This is a genomic window from Micromonospora sp. NBC_01412 (genome assembly GCF_045040215.1).
Lineage (GTDB): Bacteria > Actinomycetota > Actinomycetes > Mycobacteriales > Micromonosporaceae > Micromonospora > Micromonospora rubida.
Map to the genome: position 1 here is coordinate 5,823,402 of NZ_CP109528.1, position 20,735 is coordinate 5,844,136.

At 69.7% G+C, this 20,735-nt stretch carries 18 protein-coding genes and 3 rRNA genes; 15 read left to right on the forward strand and 6 right to left on the reverse strand.

Annotated elements, in window-relative coordinates; all coding sequences use genetic code 11:
• Positions 1-112 precede the first annotated feature (112 nt).
• Entirely contained in the window at positions 113-589 is a 477-nt protein-coding gene (locus OG617_RS25740; RefSeq protein WP_405095521.1) for a cyclic nucleotide-binding domain-containing protein, read from the forward strand.
• Positions 590-643: 54 nt separating this feature from the next.
• On the opposite strand, the gene OG617_RS25745 is transcribed toward OG617_RS25740, so the two are convergent.
• On the reverse strand, positions 644-949 hold the full coding sequence (locus OG617_RS25745) for a hypothetical protein (RefSeq protein WP_405095522.1): 306 nt from the start codon (positions 947-949) through the stop codon (positions 644-646).
• Positions 950-1,130: 181 nt separating this feature from the next.
• Between OG617_RS25745 and OG617_RS25750 the strand changes: the two genes are divergently transcribed.
• From OG617_RS25750 to OG617_RS25760, 3 genes are all read left to right on the forward strand, one after another.
• A complete protein-coding gene (locus tag OG617_RS25750) occupies positions 1,131-1,613 on the forward strand; it encodes a GNAT family N-acetyltransferase (RefSeq protein WP_405095523.1) in 483 nt (160 codons plus the stop codon).
• A 67-nt stretch (positions 1,614-1,680) separates the two neighbouring features.
• Positions 1,681-2,322, forward strand: coding sequence for a YgjV family protein (locus tag OG617_RS25755; protein ID WP_161691563.1), 642 nt, complete (start codon positions 1,681-1,683; stop codon positions 2,320-2,322).
• 174 nt (positions 2,323-2,496) lie between these two features.
• Positions 2,497-3,834, forward strand: coding sequence for a hemolysin family protein (locus OG617_RS25760; RefSeq protein ID WP_396684026.1), 1,338 nt, complete (start codon positions 2,497-2,499; stop codon positions 3,832-3,834).
• Positions 3,835-3,928: 94 nt separating this feature from the next.
• On the opposite strand, the gene OG617_RS25765 is transcribed toward OG617_RS25760, so the two are convergent.
• The 4 genes from OG617_RS25765 to OG617_RS25780 all read right to left on the reverse strand — a co-directional run bounded on the left by OG617_RS25765 (position 3,929) and on the right by OG617_RS25780 (position 6,313).
• Positions 3,929-4,237: a PRC-barrel domain-containing protein gene (locus OG617_RS25765; protein ID WP_405095524.1), complete on the reverse strand. Its 309-nt coding sequence runs from the start codon at positions 4,235-4,237 to the stop codon at positions 3,929-3,931.
• Positions 4,224-4,604, reverse strand: a complete 381-nt coding sequence (locus OG617_RS25770; protein ID WP_405095525.1) for a hypothetical protein — start codon at positions 4,602-4,604, stop codon at positions 4,224-4,226. Before OG617_RS25770 ends, OG617_RS25765 begins: the two co-directional genes overlap by 14 nt.
• Positions 4,605-4,614: 10 nt before the next feature.
• Complete coding sequence (locus OG617_RS25775) at positions 4,615-5,841, reverse strand: NRAMP family divalent metal transporter (protein WP_405095526.1); 1,227 nt, start codon at positions 5,839-5,841, stop codon at positions 4,615-4,617.
• 88 nt (positions 5,842-5,929) lie between these two features.
• On the reverse strand, positions 5,930-6,313 hold the full coding sequence (locus OG617_RS25780) for a PaaI family thioesterase (protein ID WP_405103958.1): 384 nt from the start codon (positions 6,311-6,313) through the stop codon (positions 5,930-5,932).
• A gap of 107 nt (positions 6,314-6,420) precedes the next feature.
• Here OG617_RS25780 and tyrS point away from each other — a divergent pair, with 107 nt between their 5' ends.
• The 7 genes from tyrS to OG617_RS25815 all read left to right on the forward strand — a co-directional run bounded on the left by tyrS (position 6,421) and on the right by OG617_RS25815 (position 17,400).
• Positions 6,421-7,728: a tyrosine--tRNA ligase gene (gene tyrS / locus OG617_RS25785; protein WP_405103960.1), complete on the forward strand. Its 1,308-nt coding sequence runs from the start codon at positions 6,421-6,423 to the stop codon at positions 7,726-7,728.
• 625 nt (positions 7,729-8,353) lie between these two features.
• Positions 8,354-9,870: ribosomal RNA gene (locus OG617_RS25790) — 16S ribosomal RNA — on the forward strand.
• 379 nt (positions 9,871-10,249) lie between these two features.
• Positions 10,250-13,357 (forward strand): 23S ribosomal RNA (locus tag OG617_RS25795).
• Positions 13,358-13,440: 83 nt separating this feature from the next.
• Positions 13,441-13,557 (forward strand): 5S ribosomal RNA (gene rrf, locus OG617_RS25800).
• Together the 16S, 23S and 5S rRNA genes form the textbook arrangement of a ribosomal RNA operon.
• A gap of 209 nt (positions 13,558-13,766) precedes the next feature.
• Positions 13,767-15,512 (forward strand): hypothetical protein, encoded by a 1,746-nt coding sequence (locus OG617_RS25805; RefSeq protein ID WP_405095527.1) that lies wholly within the window; start codon positions 13,767-13,769, stop codon positions 15,510-15,512.
• On the forward strand, positions 15,455-16,381 hold the full coding sequence (locus OG617_RS25810; protein WP_405095528.1) for a Replicase polyprotein 1ab: 927 nt from the start codon (positions 15,455-15,457) through the stop codon (positions 16,379-16,381). The genes OG617_RS25805 and OG617_RS25810 overlap by 58 nt, the downstream gene beginning before the upstream one ends.
• Positions 16,378-17,400: an HAD-IIA family hydrolase gene (locus OG617_RS25815; RefSeq protein WP_405095529.1), complete on the forward strand. Its 1,023-nt coding sequence runs from the start codon at positions 16,378-16,380 to the stop codon at positions 17,398-17,400. Before OG617_RS25810 ends, OG617_RS25815 begins: the two co-directional genes overlap by 4 nt.
• A gap of 87 nt (positions 17,401-17,487) precedes the next feature.
• On the opposite strand, the gene OG617_RS25820 is transcribed toward OG617_RS25815, so the two are convergent.
• A complete protein-coding gene (locus tag OG617_RS25820; protein ID WP_405095530.1) occupies positions 17,488-17,826 on the reverse strand; it encodes an SCP2 sterol-binding domain-containing protein in 339 nt (112 codons plus the stop codon).
• A 112-nt stretch (positions 17,827-17,938) separates the two neighbouring features.
• Here OG617_RS25820 and OG617_RS25825 point away from each other — a divergent pair, with 112 nt between their 5' ends.
• From OG617_RS25825 to OG617_RS25840, 4 genes are all read left to right on the forward strand, one after another.
• Positions 17,939-18,556, forward strand: a complete 618-nt coding sequence (locus OG617_RS25825) for a hypothetical protein (RefSeq protein ID WP_405095531.1) — start codon at positions 17,939-17,941, stop codon at positions 18,554-18,556.
• A gap of 28 nt (positions 18,557-18,584) precedes the next feature.
• Entirely contained in the window at positions 18,585-18,809 is a 225-nt protein-coding gene (locus OG617_RS25830; protein ID WP_405095532.1) for a hypothetical protein, read from the forward strand.
• Positions 18,810-18,828: 19 nt separating this feature from the next.
• Positions 18,829-19,710, forward strand: a complete 882-nt coding sequence (locus OG617_RS25835; RefSeq protein ID WP_405095533.1) for a TlyA family RNA methyltransferase — start codon at positions 18,829-18,831, stop codon at positions 19,708-19,710.
• A 108-nt stretch (positions 19,711-19,818) separates the two neighbouring features.
• Positions 19,819-20,703 (forward strand): NAD kinase, encoded by an 885-nt coding sequence (locus tag OG617_RS25840; protein ID WP_405095534.1) that lies wholly within the window; start codon positions 19,819-19,821, stop codon positions 20,701-20,703.
• Positions 20,704-20,735 lie beyond the last annotated feature (32 nt).

The window sequence follows — 20,735 nt, forward strand, 5'->3', positions numbered from 1 at the left end:
GTTTGCGCGGAGTCGGATGGGAGTGGACGATCGACAGGAGGTCGAGGCTGTCCACCGTTGCGAGGTTCGGGGGTGACGCGCCGGGCCTCGCGCCGAGGCGAGAAGAGGCGCCATGACCCCGCTGGACATGCTCCGCGACCACCCGTTCCTGGCCGACGTCCCCGAGCCCTGGCTGACCCGACTGACCGGGTACGCCCGACCCGTCGTCTGGCATCCCGGCCACCGGCTGTTCCAGGCCGGTCAGCCCGCCGAGCGGTTCTGGCTGGTCCGGGGCGGGGAGGTGGCCCTGGACTTTCCGGTGCCCGGACGCGGTGACGTGGGGATCGAGGCGATCGGCCCGGGCGGGGTGCTCGGCTGGTCCTGGCTCTTCCCGCCGTACCGCTGGCAGTTCGGGGCGGTGGCCGTGCGGCGCAGCACCGCCGTCGAGTTCACCGCCGTCGGAGTGCGCCGGCTGATGGAGTCCGACGACGCGTTCGGCCGGCAGCTCACCGCCCGGTTCATGAGCGTGGTGGTGGACCGTCTCCAGGCGGCCCGGGTGCGCCTGCTGGACCTGTACGGCTACCCCGCGGCCCTGCCCCCGACGGGCTGACCGCCCCGTCCCGCGGGCGGGGCGAAGGGCGGCAGCTCCCCGGAGGACTCTCCGTCACCCGTCGTGGGTGGACCCCCGGACGGCAGCGCCGTCGACGCGCCGGTGCACGATCAGCTCGTCGACCTCCAGCCGGCCGATGCGCAGCTCCCGGATGACCGCCCGGCGGATCGTCAGCCGACCGATCGCGACGACGGCCACGGCGACGGCCCCACCGGCCAGCGCCGCGACGGCGAGCGAGCCGGTCGCGGCCGCGCCCACCGCCCGCGCCCCGACCGCGAGGGCACCGGTGGCGACCGCGCCCGTGGCGTGCGCCGGTGCCACCCGGGTCCGGCGCCAGCGGGACGTCCCTGATCCGTTCATGTCCTGATCCTGCCACGGCCACGGCGTCCGGTTCGTACCGTGCCCCCGCCCCCGCCCCCGCCCTCGTCCCGGTGATCAAGAGGTTTGTGTCAGATTCCGGGCTTGGCGTGACGTAAACCTCTTGATCACCGGGGCGGGCGGGGCGGTGGGTGGGCGGCCCGGCGGGCGCTAGCCTGCCCCGGTGACCGCCGAGGATCTGCGCCTGCGACCGGTGCGCGACGACGACCTGCCCCACCTCTTCGCCTTCGAGCAGGACCCGGAGGCCAACCGGGTGGCCGCCTTCGGCCCCGCCGACCCGGCCGACCGGGCGGCGTTCGACGCGCACTGGCGGCGCATCCGCGCCGACCCGGCCATCGTCAATCGCACCGTCACCGTCGACGGCGCGGTCGTGGGTCACGTGGTCGCCTTCCCCGTCGAGGAGCAGACCGAGGTCAGCTACTGGATCGACCGGGCCCGCTGGGGTCGCGGGTACGCCACCCGGGCCCTCGCCGCGCTGCTGGCCGAGCTGCCGCAGCGACCGGTGCACGCCCGCGCCGCCAAGGACAACGCCGCCTCCCTCGCCGTGCTGCGCAAGTGCGGCTTCGTCGTCAGCGGCGAGGACCGGGGGTACGCCAACGGTCGCGGCGCCGAGGTCGAGGAATGGGTCCTGGAACTCGCCGGCTGACCCGGGGCGCGGCAACCGGGCGGCGGCCCAGCAGGCGGGCTGAGCTGGTTACCACTAGTCTCGCAGGGTGAACTGGCTGGACTTGATCGGCTGGATCGGCTCCGCGCTGCTGGTCTGGTCGCTGCTGCAGGCGCGCGTCCTCCGGCTGCGCGCACTCAACCTCGTCGGCTGCCTCGTGCTGATCGGCTACAACGCAGCCCTCGCCGTCTGGCCGATGGTCGGGCTCAACGTGGTGCTCACCGTGATCAACGTGTGGTACCTGCGAAAGATGCTCGCCACCCGGCACGACGAGCAGACGTACCAGGTGGTGGAGGTCGGGGTCGACGACCAGTTCCTGGCCCACACCCTGCGGGTGCACGCCGCCGACATCGCCCGGTTCAACCCCGGCTTCCGCTGGGGCGGGCACGCCGCCCGGCGTTCGGCGTTCCTGGTGGTCCGGGCCGACGAGGTGGTCGGGGTGGTGCTGTCGCACGCCGAGGGCGACGACGTCGCCCAGGTCGACCTGGACTACGTCACCCAGCGGTTCCGTGACTTCACCCCCGGGGAGTTCGTCTACCGGCGCAGCAGCCTCTTCACGGACCGCGGATTTCGCCGGGTGGTCAGCCCGCCCGGCATGGTCGCCCCTTACTACCCTCGGCTCGGCTTCCGCCCCGTGGGCGGCTCGTACGTGCTCGACCTGCCCGCCCCGCCCGTCGCCGACCGGGTCTGACGCATCGCTCGCGGGCCCTGACCAGCCGCGCGGCCCGGACTGACCGGCCCGTTCGCGGGGGCAGGGTTCGCGGACCCTCGCACGGGGCACAGACAGCCCTACGCCGGCCGGGTCCTCGGGCGGCGCCGCCGGTCCTACCCGACCGGGTCGTCCTCGTGAGGGAGAGAACCGGGCGTGCAGAGCTACTGGAGCCAACTGGCCCTGGTCGGAGTCCTGGTCGTCCTCAACGCGATCTTCGCCGGTAGTGAGATGGCGCTGGTCTCGCTGCGGGACAGCCAGATCCAGCGGCTGGAGCGCACCAGCCGGGCCGGGCGGGTGCTGGCCCGCCTCGCCAAGGACCCCAACCGCTTCCTCGCCACGATCCAGATCGGCATCACCCTGGCCGGCTTCCTGGCCTCGGCCGCCGCGGCGGTCTCCCTGGCCAAGCCACTCGTGCCGCTGCTCGGGATGTTCGGCAGCGCCGCCGAGACCGTCGCCATCGTGGTGGTCACCCTGGCCCTGACCTTCGTCACCCTGGTCTTCGGCGAGCTGGCCCCCAAGCGGATCGCCATGCAGGCCGCCGAGCGCTGGGCGCTGCTGGTCGCCCGCCCGCTGGACCTGCTGGCCACCCTCACCCGGCCGGCCGTCTGGGTGCTCGGCGCCACCAGCGACCTGGTGGTACGCCTCGTCGGGCTCAACCCGAAGCACGAGCCGGACGAGATCGGCCCCGACGAGCTGCGCGACATCGTCGCCGGCAACCACGGCTTCACCAAGGAGCAGCGGACCATCATCGCCGGCGCGGTGGAGATCGCCGACCGGCGGCTGCGCGCGGTGCTCGTACCCCGGTTGCAGGTCTTCACGCTCGACAGCGGGACCACCGCGGAGGCCGCGCGGCTGGTGCTGGCCGCCACCGGGCACTCCCGCGCGCCGGTGGTGCGCCACGGCGGCCTCGACGACGCGGTCGGCGTCATCCACCTGCGCGACCTGGTCGGCGTGCCCGACGACCGCCCCGTCGACGAGTGCGCCCGCCCGCCGATGCTGCTGCCCGACTCGCTGTCGGTGGTCGACGCGTTGCGCCAGTTCAAGGCCGAACGCCAGCACATCGCCCTGGTCGTCGACGAGCGCGGCGCGGCCGACGGGATCGTCACCCTGGAGGACATCCTGGAGGAGATCGTCGGCGAGATCTACGACGAGACCGACCGGGACGTGCACGGCGTCCGCACCGAGGCCGACGGCGCGATGCTGCTGCCCGGCACCTTCCCGGTGCACGACCTGCCCGACATCGGAGTCGACCTGCCCGGCCGGCCGGCCGGCGACTACACCACGGTCGCCGGACTGGTGCTCACCCTGCTTGGGCACATCCCCACCGTCGCCGGCGAGGACGTCACCAGCGACGGCTGGGAGCTGGAGGTCGCCGACATCGACCACCGGGCCATCACCGCGGTACGGCTGCGCCGGGCGGCCGCACCGGCCGAGCAGGACGCCGACGGGACCCCGGACGCCGAACCCGCCCTCGACCCGGCGCGCGGCTGACCCGACACCCCGGCGTGCGGGCCGGACCCGACACCTCGACGTGCCGGCCGGGCTCGACGCCTCGGCATGCGGGCCCGGCCCGCACCACCAGGGCTCAGGGCGGGTCCCCGAACGGGAAGCCGGGCACCGGCGGGACCAACCGGATCGTGTCGGTCGGCACCTGTTGGCTGTTCCGGCTGAGCAGCCGGGCCACCCAGCGGATCAGCCACGGCCCCGACGGGTGCCGCTCGGGGCCGATCAACCGGCCGACCACCCGGGTGTACCAGCGCCTCGCGACGACCACGTCGGTAAGCCGCAGCCGCCCGTCCGGGCCGCCCCCGCGCACCACCACGTCCACCACCCGGCCCAATCGCCGCCCGCGCAGGTCGTACACGGTCCGGCCGAGCAGCTCACCCGCTCGCACGGTTCGATCCCGGGATTCGGTCGATCAGGTGCCGCCGCAGCCACTGCTCCATCGGGGAACCGGGCAGCTCGTCGAGGCCGACCCGCAGCCGGACCGCGCTGTCCACCCGCTCCACCAGCCGGTACGGGACGCGCAGCGGCGTCACCGGCGGCTCGTCGACCAACCGGTCCGCCACCGCGAGGAGGAGCCGCCCGGCCAGGCCGCCGATCCGCTGCGCGAGCGCCCCATGCCCGCTCAGCAGGGCGGCCACGTACGGCACCCCGTCGGTGTCGACCCCGAACTCCACGTCGTCGACCTTGCCGACCAGCCGCCCGTCCCGGTCGACGATCTGCCGGTCGAGCAGCTGCCGGCCGAGCTGCATCCTCATCGGCCCGTCCTCACCGCCCCATCCTCGTCATCACCGCCAGCGGGATCGCCGCCACCGACGCGGCGACGATGAGCAGCAGGAACACCGCCCCCAGCAGGTTCAGCACCGGCCCGTTCACCCGGTCGCCCAGGTACGTCCGGTCGTTCGCGACGATCAGGATCGGCAGGTACGTCAGCGGCAGCGCCACCGCGCTGATGATCAGCATGTACTCGGTCAGCGTCACCGGGTCGACCGTGGTCAGCAGCACCAGCACCCCGAGCAGCACGCTGACCAGCAGCACGCCGTGGAACCGGGCCGCCTCCCGCGGGCTCACCCGCTTGCCCCACTGCCAGCCGAAGTACTGCGCGGCGGCGTACGCGGCGCCCAGCCCGGTCTCCAGCGCGGCGCCGAAGGTCACCGCGAAGAACGCCAGCACCGCCACCGCCAGCCCCACGCCCCCGAACGCGAGCACCACCGGCTGCGCCACCTGGCCGAGGGAGTCCAGGGACGTCCCGCCCGGGTGGTACACCACGGTCGCCGTGGCGATCAGCGACAGGGCGAGGAACCCGCCGACCGGGAAGCCGATCAGCACGCTGGTCCGGGCGTCGACCAGGTCCGCGCCGCTCCAGTTCTCCTCCACCCCGCCCGAGGAGAAGAAGAACACCTCGTACGGGCTGACCGTCGAGGCGAACAGGGCCACCGCCACGAACCAGTACGCCCCCCAGCCGTGCCCCGCCGCCCCGCCGTGCAGCGCGCCCCGGCCGAGCGCCGCCCAGTCGGTCGACAGCCAGAACAGCGCCACCGCGAACACCACCAGGGCCAGCCCGGCCAGCCCGAACACCCGCTCCATCAGCTGGAACCGCATCCGCCACAGCACCAGCCAGACGGCCAGGGCGGCGACCGGCACCCAGATCAGGTAGCTCAGCCCGGAGGCGAGTTGCAGAGCCAGCGCCACGCCGCCCAGCTCGGCGGCGAGGGTCAGCACGGTCACCAGGTAGGAGGCCACCAGGTTGAGCAGCGCCACCCGCGGCCCGAGCCGCTCCCGGACCAGGTCGAACACCGCCCGACCGCTGACCGCCGCGATCCGTCCGGCCATCTCCGCGTACGCGCAGATGCCGACCACCCCGAGCAGCAGCACCCAGGAGTGCGCCATGCCGAAGCGCGCCCCCGCCTGGCTCGCCGCCACCAGGTCGCCGATGTCCACGAACCCACCGACGGCGGAGAGCACGCCGAGCGTGGCGGCGAGAAGCTTCTTCACCTCGGGTACGGGTCAGCGGGTGCCATCGCCGCGACGATAACCGGGCGTACGGCCCCTTATGCCCCGAACCGGGCATCCGGCGGGTGGCTCAGTCCGCGGTCAGGTTCTGCAACCGGACCTGTCCCCGGGAGACCAGCCGCCCGGCGTCGTCGGAGATCTCCACCTGCCAGAGCTGCTGGCTGCGGCCCCGGTGCACCGGCGTGCCGACGGCCGTCAGCTCGCCGCCGCGCACCGCCCGGAGGAAGTCCGTCTGGTTCGACACCCCGACCACCCGGCCCCGCTCGCCCAGCCACAGCGAGCCACCGATGCTCGCCGCCGTCTCCACCACCGCGCAGTACACCCCGCCGTGCTGGATGCCGTGGGGCTGGTGCAGCTCGGGGCGGACCCGCCACCGGATGACCACCCGGTCCCCGCTCACCTCGTCGAACTCCAGGCCGAGCAGGGCCACGAAGCCCCCGGTCGGGTCGGGCATCTCCACGACGGCTCCTCCTCGCGTACGGAAGGGGCCAGCCTAGCCAACCGTGATCAGAGGCAAACCCGGTACGGCTCGACCCCGGGGATGGGGGAGAATCGGTGACCGTGACCGACAGCAGCCCCCCGCCGACCCGGCGGGACCCCCTGACCGAAGACCTGCAGTGGCGAGGCCTCATCCAGGACTCGACCGGCCCCGACGAGCTGCGCGCGCTGCTCGACGGCGGGCCGGCCACCTTCTATGTGGGCTTCGACCCGACGGCGGCGAGCCTGCACGTGGGCCACCTCATGCAGGTCGCCACGGCCCGCCGGCTCCAGCTCGCCGGGCACCGGCCGCTGCTGCTCGTCGGCGGGGCCACCGGCCAGATCGGCGACCCCAAGGAGAACGCCGAACGCTCCCTGAACCCGCCCGAGGTGGTCGCCGGCTGGGTGGGCCGCATCCGCGACCAGCTCTCGCCCTTCGTGTCGTACACCGGGGACAACGCGGCGCGACTGGTCAACAACCTGGACTGGACCGGCGAGATGTCGGTGGTCGAGTTCCTCCGCGACGTCGGCAAGCACTTCCCGGTGAACAAGATGCTGGCCCGGGAGGTGGTCAAGGCCCGGTTGGAGAGCGGCATCAGCTTCACCGAGTTCAGCTACCAGCTGCTCCAGGCCAACGACTTCTACGAGCTGCACCGCCGGCACGGCTGCCAGCTCCAGTTCGGCGGCTCCGACCAGTGGGGCAACATCACCGCCGGAGTGGACTACGTCCGGCGCCGGGGGGCGGGGCCTGTGCAGGCCTTCGTCACCCCGCTGGTGACCAAGGCCGACGGTACGAAGTTCGGCAAGACCGAGGGCGGCGCCGTCTGGCTCGACCCGGAGCTGACCAGCCCGTATGCGTTCTACCAGTTCTGGCTCAACGCCGACGACCGGGACGTGGTCCGCTACCTGCGCTACTTCAGCTTCCGACCCCGCGAGGAGATCGAGCAGTTGGAGAAGGACACGGCGGAGCGGCCGGCGGCCCGGCTCGCCCAGCGGGCCCTCGCCGAGGAGCTGACCACCCTGGTACACGGCGAGCGGGAGATGGCCCAGGCGGTCGCCGCCAGCCAGGCGCTGTTCGGCCGGGGGTCGCTGGACGAGCTGACCCCGGAGACGCTGCGGGCGGCGCTGACCGAGGCCGGGCTCGTCCACCTGACCGAGCTGCCCGACGTCGCCGGCCTGCTCAAGGAGTCGGGCCTGGTGCCGAGCATGAAGGAGGCCCGGCGGGTGATCGCCGAGGGCGGTGCGTACGTCAACAACAACCGGATCACCGAGGTCGACGCGACGGTGGTGACCGAGGATCTGCTGCATGGCCGGTACCTGGTGCTGCGCCGGGGCAAGAAGTCCTTCGCCGGCGTCGAGCTGCTCGACCAGCCGAGTACGTCGAGAGTGTGACGCGGGACGCCCCCGGCGGATTTGACGAGCGATCAGCCGGGGGCGTAACTTTCTCTCTGCCAGCGCGGAACGGACGAAACGGGCGGAAGCCCGGTAGGCCGGAGCGCGGGAGTGAGCTTCGGGCCGCGAGGGTGACAATCCTCGGAGCCCGGGCCGGGCGGGGCCCCGGATCTGCCGCAGGGCGGATTTGGTGAGGCGAGACCGACCGGGTATGGTTCATCGCCGGTAGGGCACCGGGCAAGCAGCGGTTCACCGCAGCGGCCGGCCTGCCGGAAATCACGGACGAGTCGGCGCAGGCCGGCGAATGCGTGGTGCCCGTCAATTGGGTGGAAGCGGGTCGGATCGGGTTGCACCGGTTTGACACAGCGGAAATCGGCGGGTAACGTAGTAAAAGTGCCCGGCGCGAGAGCGGCGGGTGCGGGTACGGATTGAATGCCCCGGACGGGGCCCTCCTGGTGGGGGTGCTCGGATGGTGTGTGGTTGTTCTTTGAGAACTCAACAGGGTGCTTGATAAGCCAGTGCCAATTATGATTTATACCCCGTACTGGTCGGACTTTAGGGTTTCGGCTGGTTGGGATTCCTTTGGCAACACTTTTTGTTGTCGGGACAGTTTTTCAACAAGTTTTTGTTGGAGAGTTTGATCCTGGCTCAGGACGAACGCTGGCGGCGTGCTTAACACATGCAAGTCGAGCGGAAAGGCCCTTCGGGGTACTCGAGCGGCGAACGGGTGAGTAACACGTGAGCAACCTGCCCTAGGCTTTGGGATAACCCTCGGAAACGGGGGCTAATACCGAATATGACTGCTGGCCGCATGGCTGGTGGTGTAAAGTTTTTCGGCCTGGGATGGGCTCGCGGCCTATCAGCTTGTTGGTGGGGTAATGGCCTACCAAGGCGACGACGGGTAGCCGGCCTGAGAGGGCGACCGGCCACACTGGGACTGAGACACGGCCCAGACTCCTACGGGAGGCAGCAGTGGGGAATATTGCACAATGGGCGGAAGCCTGATGCAGCGACGCCGCGTGAGGGATGACGGCCTTCGGGTTGTAAACCTCTTTCAGCAGGGACGAAGCGAAAGTGACGGTACCTGCAGAAGAAGCACCGGCCAACTACGTGCCAGCAGCCGCGGTAAGACGTAGGGTGCGAGCGTTGTCCGGAATTATTGGGCGTAAAGAGCTCGTAGGCGGCTTGTCGCGTCGACTGTGAAAACCCGCAGCTCAACTGCGGGCCTGCAGTCGATACGGGCAGGCTAGAGTTCGGTAGGGGAGACTGGAATTCCTGGTGTAGCGGTGAAATGCGCAGATATCAGGAGGAACACCGATGGCGAAGGCAGGTCTCTGGGCCGATACTGACGCTGAGGAGCGAAAGCGTGGGGAGCGAACAGGATTAGATACCCTGGTAGTCCACGCTGTAAACGTTGGGCGCTAGGTGTGGGGGACCTCTCCGGTTTCCTGTGCCGCAGCTAACGCATTAAGCGCCCCGCCTGGGGAGTACGGCCGCAAGGCTAAAACTCAAAGGAATTGACGGGGGCCCGCACAAGCGGCGGAGCATGCGGATTAATTCGATGCAACGCGAAGAACCTTACCTGGGTTTGACATGGCCGCAAAACTCGCAGAGATGTGAGGTCCTTCGGGGGCGGTCACAGGTGGTGCATGGCTGTCGTCAGCTCGTGTCGTGAGATGTTGGGTTAAGTCCCGCAACGAGCGCAACCCTCGTTCGATGTTGCCAGCGCGTTATGGCGGGGACTCATCGAAGACTGCCGGGGTCAACTCGGAGGAAGGTGGGGATGACGTCAAGTCATCATGCCCCTTATGTCCAGGGCTTCACGCATGCTACAATGGCCGGTACAATGGGCTGCGATACCGTAAGGTGGAGCGAATCCCAAAAAGCCGGTCTCAGTTCGGATCGGGGTCTGCAACTCGACCCCGTGAAGTCGGAGTCGCTAGTAATCGCAGATCAGCAACGCTGCGGTGAATACGTTCCCGGGCCTTGTACACACCGCCCGTCACGTCACGAAAGTCGGCAACACCCGAAGCCGGTGGCCCAACCCCTTGTGGGAGGGAGCCGTCGAAGGTGGGGCTGGCGATTGGGACGAAGTCGTAACAAGGTAGCCGTACCGGAAGGTGCGGCTGGATCACCTCCTTTCTAAGGAGCACCATCCGTCGAAAGGCGGTATGGAGCCCGCGACCTGCGTATGTCGGGTTGGGGTGCTCAGATGGCGGAGACACTGGTGAGTTTTGCCCTGGCAACGGCCGGGGGACCTAGTACAGCTGCCCTTTTGGGGTGGTGGGAATGGTTCCTTCTGGTGCGGCTGGGGGAGGGCGGAGAGCACCCTGTTGGGTCCTGAAGGAACAACCGTTGTGGTTGTTTTCTTCGGAGCCATTGCCTCGCCTGTGGGTGGGGGTTGGTTGCCAGGCATGGCCTGGTCTCGCATACCGTCGGCGGTTGTCGGGTTTGGTGTGGGGCTGTGGGTTGTGGGTTGGTCGTTTGTTGAGAATTGCACAGTGGACGCGAGCATCTTTGTGGTCAAGTTGTCAAGGGCGAACGGTGGATGCCTTGGCACCAGGAGCCGATGAAGGACGTGGGAGGCCGCGATAGGCCTGGGGGAGCTGTCAACCAAGCTGTGATCCCAGGGTGTCCGAATGGGGAAACCTGGCATCAGTCATGTGATGTCACCCGCACCTGAATACATAGGGTGTGTGGAGGGAACGCGGGGAAGTGAAACATCTCAGTACCCGTAGGAAGAGAAAACAAGAGTGATTCCGTGAGTAGTGGCGAGCGAAAGCGGATCTAGGCTAAACCGGCTGCGTGTGATACCTGTCAGGGGTTGCGTGGTTGGGGTTGTGGGACCTTGCTGAATGAGCTGACACTTGTTCGAGAAGTTATAAAACCAGTTGCTAGCCGAACAGTCTGGAATGGCTGACCGTAGGCGGTGAGAGTCCGGTAGGTGAAAGTGGCTGGTCTTCTGTGGGTGTTCCCGAGTAGCGGCGGACCCCTGTAATCTGCCGTGAATCTGCCAGGACCACCTGGTAAGCCTAAATACTTCCTGGTGACCGATAGCGGACAAGTACCGTGAGGGAATGGTGAAAAGTACCCCGGGAGGGGAGTGAAATAGTACCTGAAACCGTTCGCCTACAATCCGTCGGAGCCTTGCGGGGTGACGGCGTGCCTTTTGAAGAATGAGCCTGCGAGTTAGTGGCATGTGGCGAGGTTAACCCGTGTGGGGGAGCCGTAGCGAAAGCGAGTCTGAATAGGGCGATTCAGTCGCGTGTCCTAGACCCGAAGCGGAGTGATCTAGCCATGGGCAGGCTGAAGCGCGGGTAAGACCGCGTGGAGGGCCGAACCCACCAACGTTGAAAAGTTGGGGGATGACCTGTGGTTAGGGGTGAAAGGCCAATCAAACTCCGTGATAGCTGGTTCTCCCCGAAATGCATTTAGGTGCAGCGTCGCGTGTTTCTTGCCGGAGGTAGAGCACTGGATGGTCTAGGGGGCCCACAAGCTTACCGAAATCAGCCAAACTCCGAATGCCGGTAAGTGAGAGCGCGGCAGTGAGACTGCGGGGGATAAGCTTCGTAGTCGAGAGGGAAACAGCCCAGATCACCAGCTAAGGCCCCTAAGCGTGTGCTAAGTGGAAAAGGATGTGGGGTCGCATAGACAACCAGGAGGTTGGCTTAGAAGCAGCCACCCTTTAAAGAGTGCGTAATAGCTCACTGGTCAAGTGGTTCCGCGCCGACAATGTAGCGGGGCTCAAGCACACCGCCGAAGCTGTGGCATTCATATTTTATCCTCGCTTGGACTTGATTCCTTGTGCAGGTGTGTGGATGGGTAGGGGAGCGTCGTGCCGGGGGTGAAGCAGCGGGGTGACCCAGTTGTGGACGCGGCACGAGTGAGAATGCAGGCATGAGTAGCGAAAGAAGGGTGAGAAACCCTTCCGCCGGATGACCAAGGGTTCCAGGGCCAGGCTAATCCGCCCTGGGTGAGTCGGGACCTAAGGCGAGGCCGAGAGGCGTAGTCGATGGACAACGGGTTGATATTCCCGTACCCGCGAAAGAACGCCCATGATGAACCTTGTTGTGCTAACCATGTGATCTTGGGGCGGTCTTCGGACTTAACTGGGTGAGTGTGGGAACCTGGCGGGTAGTAGTCAAGCGATGGGGTGACGCAGGAAGGTAGCTGAGCCCGGCCGGTGGTTGTGCCGGGGTAAGCGTGTAGGCCGTACCGTAGGCAAATCCGCGGTGCATTAAGGCTGAGACGTGATGCCGAGCCGATTCAGGTGAAGTCAGTGATCCTATGCTGCCGAGAAAAGCCTCTAGCGAGTTCTTAGCGGCCCGTACCCCAAACCGACACAGGTGGTCAGGTAGAGAATACCGAGGCGATCGGGCGAACTGTGGTTAAGGAACTCGGCAAATTGCCCCCGTAACTTAGGGAGAAGGGGGGCCGGAGACGTGAAGCCCCTTGCGGGTGGAGCGTTGTATGGCCGCAGAGAGCAGGGGGAAGCGACTGTTTACTAAAAACACAGGTCCATGCGAAGAAGTAATTCGATGTATATGGACTGACGCCTGCCCGGTGCTGGAACGTTAAGGGGACCTGTTAGCTCTTCGGGGCGAAGCGGAGAACTTAAGCGCCAGTAAACGGCGGTGGTAACTATAACCATCCTAAGGTAGCGAAATTCCTTGTCGGGTAAGTTCCGACCTGCACGAATGGCGTAACGACTTCCCCACTGTCTCAACCACAGGCCCGGCGAAATTGCATTACGAGTAAAGATGCTCGTTACGCGCGGCAGGACGGAAAGACCCCGGGACCTTTACTATAGCTTGACATTGGTATCCGAATTAGCTTGTGTAGGATAGGTGGGAGCCGGTGAAGTCCATACGCCAGTATGGGTGGAGGCAATCTTGAAATACCACTCTGGTTGATTTGGGTTTCTAACTTCGGGCCGTTATCCGGTTCAGGGACAGTGTCTGGTGGGTAGTTTAACTGGGGCGGTTGCCTCCTAAAAGGTAACGGAGGCGCCCAAAGGTTCCCTCAGCCTGGTTGGCAATCAGGTGTTGAGTGCAAGTACACAAGGGAGCTTGACTGTGAGACTGACAGGTCGAGCAGGGACGAAAGTCGGGACTAGTGATCCGGCACTTGCGAGTGGAAGCGGTGTCGCTCAACGGATAAAAGGTACCCCGGGGATAACAGGCTGATCTTCCCCAAGAGTCCATATCGACGGGATGGTTTGGCACCTCGATGTCGGCTCGTCGCATCCTGGGGCTGTAGCAGGTCCCAAGGGTTGGGCTGTTCGCCCATTAAAGCGGTACGCGAGCTGGGTTTAGAACGTCGTGAGACAGTTCGGTCCCTATCCGCCGTGCGCGTAGGATACTTGAGAAGGGCTGTCCCTAGTACGAGAGGACCGGGACGGACGAACCTCTGGTGTGCCAGTTGTCCCGCCAGGGGCACGGCTGGTTAGCTACGTTCGGAAGGGATAACCGCTGAAAGCATCTAAGCGGGAAGCCTGCTTCAAGATGAGGTATCCCACCCACTTTTGTGGGGTAAGGCCCCCAGCTAGACTACTGGGTTGATAGGCCGGAAATGTAAGCTCGGTAACGGGTTGAGTTGACCGGTACTAATAGGCCGAGGACTTGACTACTAAGCTGCTACGCGTCCACTGTGCAACTCTCGACAAATGAACAACAGACCAGTTGCTGGTGTTGTTTGATATGTCGATAGAGTTACGGCGGTCATGGCGGAGGGGAAACGCCCGGTTACATTCCGAACCCGGAAGCTAAGCCCTCCAGCGCCGATGGTACTGCACTCGGGAGGGTGTGGGAGAGTAGGACACCGCCGGACATTCTTTCCAGTCGAGGGCCGCCCCATCCGGGTCGGCCCTCGACTGCGTAGCGTCAGTTCCGGCGCAATCAGAAAGGATGTACCTGTGAGTTCAGGACCGCACGACGGCGACCGTCCTCGTCGTTACGAAGACCGCTCCGACCGACGTGACGGGGCGCCCCGACGCGACGACCGTCCCCCGTACCGCGGAGACCGCGACGACCGTGCCGGTGGCCAACGTGATGACCGTGCCGGTGGCCAACGTGATGACCGTGCCGGTGGCCAACGCGGCAGCTACGGCGGCCGGGACGGTGGTTTCCGTGGAGGTGAGCGCCGTGAGGGCGGGTTCCGGGGTGCTTCCCGTGACGATTCCCGCCCTGCCGCCGGCGGTGACCGCCGTGAAGGCGACAGCCGTGGGGCACCGCGCAGTGAGGGCCGCGACTTCCGCGGCGGCGACCGCCGTGAAGGTGGCTTCCGTTCCGGTCCCCGTGAGGGTGGCTCCGGTGGTGAACGTCGCGAGGGTGGTTTCCGTTCCGGTCCGCGTGAGGGCGCTCCGCGTGAGGGTGGCTTCCGCTCGGGTCCCCGTGAGGGCGCTCCGCGTGAGGGTGGCTTCCGTGGTGGTGACCGCCGTGAGGGTGGTTTCCGTGGTGGCGACCGTGAGGGTGGTTTCCGTTCCGGCCCCCGCGAGGGCGGTTCTGGTGGTGACCGTCGTGAGGGTGGTTTCCGTTCCGGTCCGCGTGAGGGTGGCTTCCGCTCGGGTCCCCGCGAGGGCGCTCCGCGTGAAGGCGGCTTCCGCTCGGGTCCCCGTGAGGGCGCTCCGCGTGAGGGTGGCTTCCGTGGTGGTGACCGCCGTGAGGGTGGTTTCCGTGGTGGCGACCGTGAGGGCGGCTTCCGTTCCGGCCCCCGCGAGGGTGGCTCCGGTGGTGACCGTCGTGAGGGTGGTTTCCGTTCCGGTCCGCGTGAGGGTGGCTTCCGCTCGGGTCCCCGTGAGGGCGCTCCGCGTGAGGGCGGCTTCCGTGGTGGTGACCGTCGCGAAGGTGGTTCCGGTGGTGACCGTCGCGAGGGCGGTTTCCGTTCCGGTCCGCGTGAGGGTGGTCCGCGTGAGGGCGGCTTCCGTGGTGGTGACCGCCGTGAGGGTGGTTTCCGTGGTGGCGACCGTGAGGGCGGCTTCCGCTCCGGTCCGCGTGAGGGCGCTCCGCGTGAGGGCGGCTTCCGCTCCGGTCCCCGCGAGGGCGGTTCCGGTGGTGACCGTCGTGAGGGCGGTTTCCGCTCCGGTCCGCGCGATGGTGGTCCGTCGCGAGAAGGTGGTTTCCGCTCGGGTCCGCGTGAGGGTGGTCCGCGTGAGGGCGGCTTCCGTGGTGGTGACCGCCGTGAGGGTGGTTTCCGTGGTGGCGATCGTGAGGGCGGCTTCCGTTCCGGCCCCCGTGAGGGCGGTTCCGGTGGTGACCGTCGTGAGGGTGGTTTCCGCTCGGGTCCGCGCGAGGGTGGTCCGCGTGAGGGCGGCTTCCGTGGTGGTGACCGCCGCGAGGGTGGTTCCGGTGGTGACCGTCGCGAGGGCGGCTTCCGTTCCGGCCCCCGTGAGGGTGGCTCCGGTGGTGACCGTCGCGAGGGTGGTTTCCGCTCCGGTCCGCGCGAGGGTGGTCCGTCGCGTGAAGGCGGCTTCCGCGGCGGTGACCGCCGTGAGGGTGGCTTCGGTGGTGGCGACCGGGCCGGTCAGGGCGAGCGTCCGCGCCGCGATGACCGCCGTGGTTCCGATGACCGGCGACGGGAGGGCGGCTACACCGCCGGTCCCGCCCGCGATGACCGGCGGGACCGCGCCGGGTCGGCGGAGGGCGACCGCACTGCGGACGCGCCGGCACTGCCCGACGAGATCGTCGCGACCGACCTGGACTCGACCGTCCGCGCCGAGCTGCTCTCGTTGGCCAAGCCGGTGGCGGACACCGTCGCCCGGCACCTGGTCGCGACCGGCCAGCTGATCGACGAGGCCCCGGTCGAGGCGCTGGCGCACGCGATGGCCGCCCGGCGGCTCGCGTCGCGGATCTCGGCGGTCCGGGAAGCGGTCGGGCTGGCCGCGTACCACACGGGGGAGTGGCAGACGGCCATCGCCGAGCTGCGCACGTACCACCGGATGACCGGGTTGCAGAGCCACCTGGCGGTGCTCGCCGACTGCGAGCGGGCGCTCGGGCGGCCGGAACGGGCGATCGACCTGTTCCGGGGCGCCGACCAGGAGAAGCTGGACCAGGCAGTCTCGATCGAGCTGCTGATCGTGGCCGCCGGTGCCCGTGGTGACCTCGGCCAGAAGGACGCCGCGGTGGCGATGCTCCAGGTGCGTGAGTTGACGAGCGAGGCGACCGAGCCGTGGGCCGGCAGGCTCCGGTACGCGTACGCCGACGCGCTGCTCGCGGTCGGGCGGCGCGAGGAGGCCCGGGAGTGGTTCTCCCGGGCGGCCGACATCGACACCGACGGCGAGACCGACGCCGCCGAACGGCTGCTCGAACTCGACGGGGTGCTGATCGAGGGCGACGACGAGGACGACGAGCCGGCCGAGGAGATCGCCGCCGGGCCGGGGAGCCCGGGCGCGGTGCCGGCCGAGCCGGACGCCGACCTCACCGGCGCCGCCGACCGGTCCGACGACGACGAGGACGACGAGGACGAGGACGACGAGGACCTCGACTCTCCGGACGCCGCCGACCGCGACGCCGACGAGGACGATCGGGACGGTGACGCCGGGCGGCGCGCCGACGAGCTGACCGACGACGAGGCCGGCACCGCCGCGGCCCGGACCGGGTCGGCACGTGGCGAGGAGCCGGCCGGCGACCGCGAACCGGGCGTGGACCAGCGGTGACCGCAGACGCCGGGGGGCGGCTGGCCGACGGGTACTCGCTGGTCGTTTTCGACCTGGACGGGGTGATCTACCTGATCGACCGGCCGATCCCCGGCGCCGTCGCGGCGGTGGGTCGGCTGCGCGCCGAGGGACGGGCGATCGCGTACGCCACGAACAACGCGTCCCGCCGTTCCAGCGAGGTCGCCGACCTGCTCTCCGGGATGGGCGTGCCCGCCACCCCGGAGGAGGTGTTGACCTCCGCCGCCGCCTCCGCCGAACTGCTGGCGGAGCGGCTGCCCGCCGGTGCGGCGGTCCTGGTGGTGGGCGCGGAGGCGCTGCGCGCCGAGGTCGGCGCCGTCGGCCTGCGCCCGGTCTCCCGCGCCGACGAGGCCCCGGCCGCGGTGGTGCAGGGGTACGGCCCACAGGTCTGCTGGGCGGACCTGGCCGAGGCGTCGCTGGCGGTGCGGGCGGGCGCGATCTGGATCGCCACGAACACCGACCGGACCCTGCCCAGCGGGCGCGGCCCGCTGCCAGGCAACGGATCGCTGGTTGCCGTGCTGCGTACCGCGCTGGACCGGGAGCCGGACGTGGTGGTGGGCAAGCCCGGACCGGCGCTGTTCGCCACCGCCGCCCGTCGGGCCGGCGAGGGGCGCACCCTGGTGGTGGGCGACCGGCTGGACACCGACATCGAGGGCGCGCGCCGGGCCGGGCTGGACAGCCTGCTGGTGCTCACCGGCGTCAGCGACGTGCCCGAGCTGCTGGCCGCCGCCCCGGCGCGTCGCCCGACGTACGTCTCGGCCGATCTGGCCGGGCTGTTCGATCCGGCGGCGGTGGTCCGGGTGCCCGGCGACCCGGAGACCGGCGGCTGGTCGGCGACCGTGGCCGGCGACGGCGCGCTGGAACTGACCGGAGCGGGACGACCGCTGGACGCCCTGGCCGCGCTCTGCGCCGTCGCGTGGGCCGCAGACGCCGGCCCGGCGGTCCGGGCGGGCTCGCCGGAGGCCACCGAGGTGCTGACCGACCTCGGCCTGACGGACTGATCCGGGGGCCGGCGCCGCCGCACTCGCGCGGGGCCGGCGCCGCCTGGCCGGCGGTCCACCCCGCAGGGGTGCTGGTGTCCCCGCCGGTCAGAGCAGCTTGCGGAGCTTCAGCAGGTCGAACGGGTTCGCCTTGATCGAGACTCGCTTGGACGCCACCGCCCGGGTGACGTCGAGCTCGCCGCGGACGAGGGCGAGCAGATCGTCGCTGCTGGTGCTCAGCGCGATCTTCGCCTTCGGGTCGTCGCCGTCGGTCAGGTCGAGCAGCCGCCCGTCGGCGAGCCGGCCGTGGAAGGCGGCACCCAGATCGGTCACCCGGCAGGCCAGGGTCCGGTCCAGGTCGATCCGCTCCCGTACGGTCTCGGCGTTGTGGTCCAGCCGGGCGGCCAGGTCCCGCAACGCCTGCCGGCACTCGTCCACGCTGGCCACATCGTCTCCTCACGCTCGCCACGCCCGTTTCCCGGCACCGTACCGCAATGGGCGTCGCGCGGCGCCCGGTAGCGTGACACCTGTAACCCCACCCCCGTGGAAGGACTCAGGCATGCAGGACGCGTGGCGCGCCTACCTCGGACTGGCCATGGGCCTGACGGAGGCCCCCCGGAAGAAGGCCCAGGACGTCGTACGCCGGCTGGTCGGCTCCGGCGAGGCGACGGCCACCCAGCTCCAGGCCCTCGCCGAGGAACTGGTCTCGACCGGTGTGGCCAACCGGGAGGCGCTGACCAAACTGGTGCGCTTCGAGGTGGACCGGGCCCTCGGCGCGGTAGGACTGGCCGCCGCCGACGAGGTGGCCGAGCTGACCCGCCGGGTGCACGAGCTGGAGCGTCAGCTCCGGGAGGCCAAGGCGGGCCCCGCCGCCCCCGTCGGGTCCGCACTGCCGGCCAGCGCGGCGGTACCGCCAGCCCTGCCCACCGCCGGGGCGGCGGAGCCGACGGGCACTGCCCCCGGCATGGCGGAGCCGACGGGCCACGCCGCCCCGGACGCGGTGGCGACGCAGAATGTGGCGAAGAAGACGGTGGCCAAGAAGACCGTCGCGAAGAAGACCATCGCCCGCAAGCCGCCGGCCACGGTGAGTCGTACCGGTGCCGACGAGGGCGGCGCGGAGCCGGCCCGGCCGGTGAAGGCGGTGCCGCGCAGGCAGCAGCCGGGCGGCGCGGAGTGAGCGTACCCGTGACGGGTCGGGGCCGGCGGTGAGCGCGCCGTTCCGGCCGGGCCCGCCGCCCGGTCTCCGGCCGGGCCCGCCGCCGCGCCCGGTCGGCGTCGACGACGACGGGGAGGTCCGGCACCCGGCGGTGGACGCCGCCGTCCAGGCGATGGCGAACGCCGCGGCGCTCTCGCCGGCTGACCAGATCCCGCAGTACGAGGCGGCGTACCAGACGCTGCGCGAGACGCTCGCCACCATCGACCAGGCCTGACCGACCGGAGAACCTTCCCATGGCACGTCGCACCCGGCTCGACGCCGAACTCGTCCGCCGCGGGCTGGCCCGCTCCAGGGAGCAGGCCGCCGCGCTCGTGGAGGCCGGGCGGGTCCGGCTCCGTGGGGTGCAGGCCCGCAAGGCCGCCGCGATGGTCGACCCGGCCGACCCGCTGCTGGTCACCGGTGCCGACCCCGTCTCGGAGTACGTCTCCCGGGGTGGGCACAAGCTGGCCGGCGCGCTGGCCGCGTTCGCCCCGGGCGGGTTGGGGGTGGCCGGCCGCCGCTGCCTCGACGCCGGCGCGTCGACCGGTGGCTTCACCGACGTCCTGCTGCGCGCCGACGCGGCCGAGGTGGTCGCCGTGGACGTCGGGTACGGCCAGCTCGCCTGGTCGCTGCGCACCGACGACCGGGTACGCATCCTCGAACGCACGAACGTCCGCACCCTGACCCCGGAGGTGATCGGCGGGCAGGTCGACCTGACGGTGGCCGACCTGTCGTTCATCTCGCTGCGGTTGGTGCTGCCGGCGCTGGCCGGCTGCACCCGGCCCGACGGCGACCTGGCGCTGATGGTCAAGCCCCAGTTCGAGGTGGGCAGGGAGCGGGTCGGGGCCGGCGGGGTGGTGCGCGACGAGGCGTTGCGCGCCGAGGCCGTCCTCGATGTGGCGGCGGCGGCGGCCACGCTCGGCCTGGGGCTGGCGGATGTGACCGCGAGCCCACTGCCGGGGCCCAGCGGCAACGTCGAGTTCTTCGTATGGTTACGCCGGGGCGCGCCGTCGGCCGACCCGCAGCGGGTGCGGGCCGTCGTGGCGGCCGGCCCGCAGGGCCCGTCCCCGTCCGGCACCATGCCGGACGCGGCCCCGCAGGAGCCGGAAACGGCCCCGGAGGAGGTGGCAGGGTGAGCGTGAGGAGTGAGCTTGCGAGCCCCGCAGTCGCGAACGGAAGGCGGGTCGGGTGAGCGCGAGGAGTGAGCTTGCGAGCCCCACAGTCGCGAACGAAGGGCGGATCCGGTGAGTCGTACCGCGCTGCTCGTGACGCACACGGGTCGGCGCCGCAGCACCGAGCACGCCCGGGCGGTCGCGGCGGACCTGATCGCCGCGGGCTTCGAGGTACGGGTGGTGGCCGAGGAGGCCGAGGACCTGGACCTGCCCGGCGTGGTGCCGGTGACCGGCCCCGAGGCCGCGCAGGGCGCGGAGATCGTCTTCGCCCTCGGCGGGGACGGCACGTTCCTGCGCGCGGCCGAGCTGGCCCGCCCGACGAAGGTGCCGCTGCTCGGCATCAACCTCGGCAAGGTCGGCTTCCTCGCCGAGGCGGAGATCGACGACCTCGACGTGGCGGTGCGCGACGTGGTCGAGCGCAACTACACGGTGGACGAACGGCTCACCCTCGACGTGACCGCGGAGTTCGACGGCGGCCCGACGATCGAGTCCTGGGCGCTCAACGAGATCAGCGTCGAGAAGGGCGAGCGGGCCCAGATGCTGGAACTCCTCGTCGACGTGGATGGTCGGCCGCTGTCCCGGTACGGCTGCGACGGCGTGGTGTGCGCGACCCCGACCGGCTCCACCGCGTACGCGTTCTCCGGAGGTGGGCCGGTGGTCTGGCCGGAGGTGGAGGCGCTGCTGCTGGTGCCGATCAGCGCGCACGCGCTGTTCAGCCGGCCCCTGGTCACCTCGCCGACGTCGACGTTCTCGATCACGGTGGACCCGTTCACCACCCTGGCGGTGCTCTGCTGCGACGGCCGGCGGGTGTACGACCTGCCGCCGGGCGCCCGGGTCACGGTGCGCCGCGGCGCGTTGCCGGTGTGTGTGGTGCGGCTGCGGGCCCGGTCGTTCACCGACCGGCTGGTGGCGAAGTTCGGGCTGCCGGTGCACGGATGGCGGGGCAACCGCAGGTGAGCGAGGTCTCCCCGGCGGCCCGCCGGCGGTGA

What these genes read in the sequence shown, in the direction of transcription:
- OG617_RS25740 (WP_405095521.1), top strand. Translation starts at nt 113, where the DNA reads ATGACCCCGCTGGACATGCTCCGCGACCACCCGTTCCTGGCCGACGTC.
- OG617_RS25745 (WP_405095522.1), bottom strand. Translation starts at nt 949, where the DNA reads ATGAACGGATCAGGGACGTCCCGCTGGCGCCGGACCCGGGTGGCACCG.
- OG617_RS25770 (WP_405095525.1), bottom strand. Translation starts at nt 4,604, where the DNA reads ATGAGGATGCAGCTCGGCCGGCAGCTGCTCGACCGGCAGATCGTCGAC.
- OG617_RS25780 (WP_405103958.1), bottom strand. Translation starts at nt 6,313, where the DNA reads ATGCCCGACCCGACCGGGGGCTTCGTGGCCCTGCTCGGCCTGGAGTTC.
- OG617_RS25825 (WP_405095531.1), top strand. Translation starts at nt 17,939, where the DNA reads ATGCAGGACGCGTGGCGCGCCTACCTCGGACTGGCCATGGGCCTGACG.
- OG617_RS25835 (WP_405095533.1), top strand. Translation starts at nt 18,829, where the DNA reads ATGGCACGTCGCACCCGGCTCGACGCCGAACTCGTCCGCCGCGGGCTG.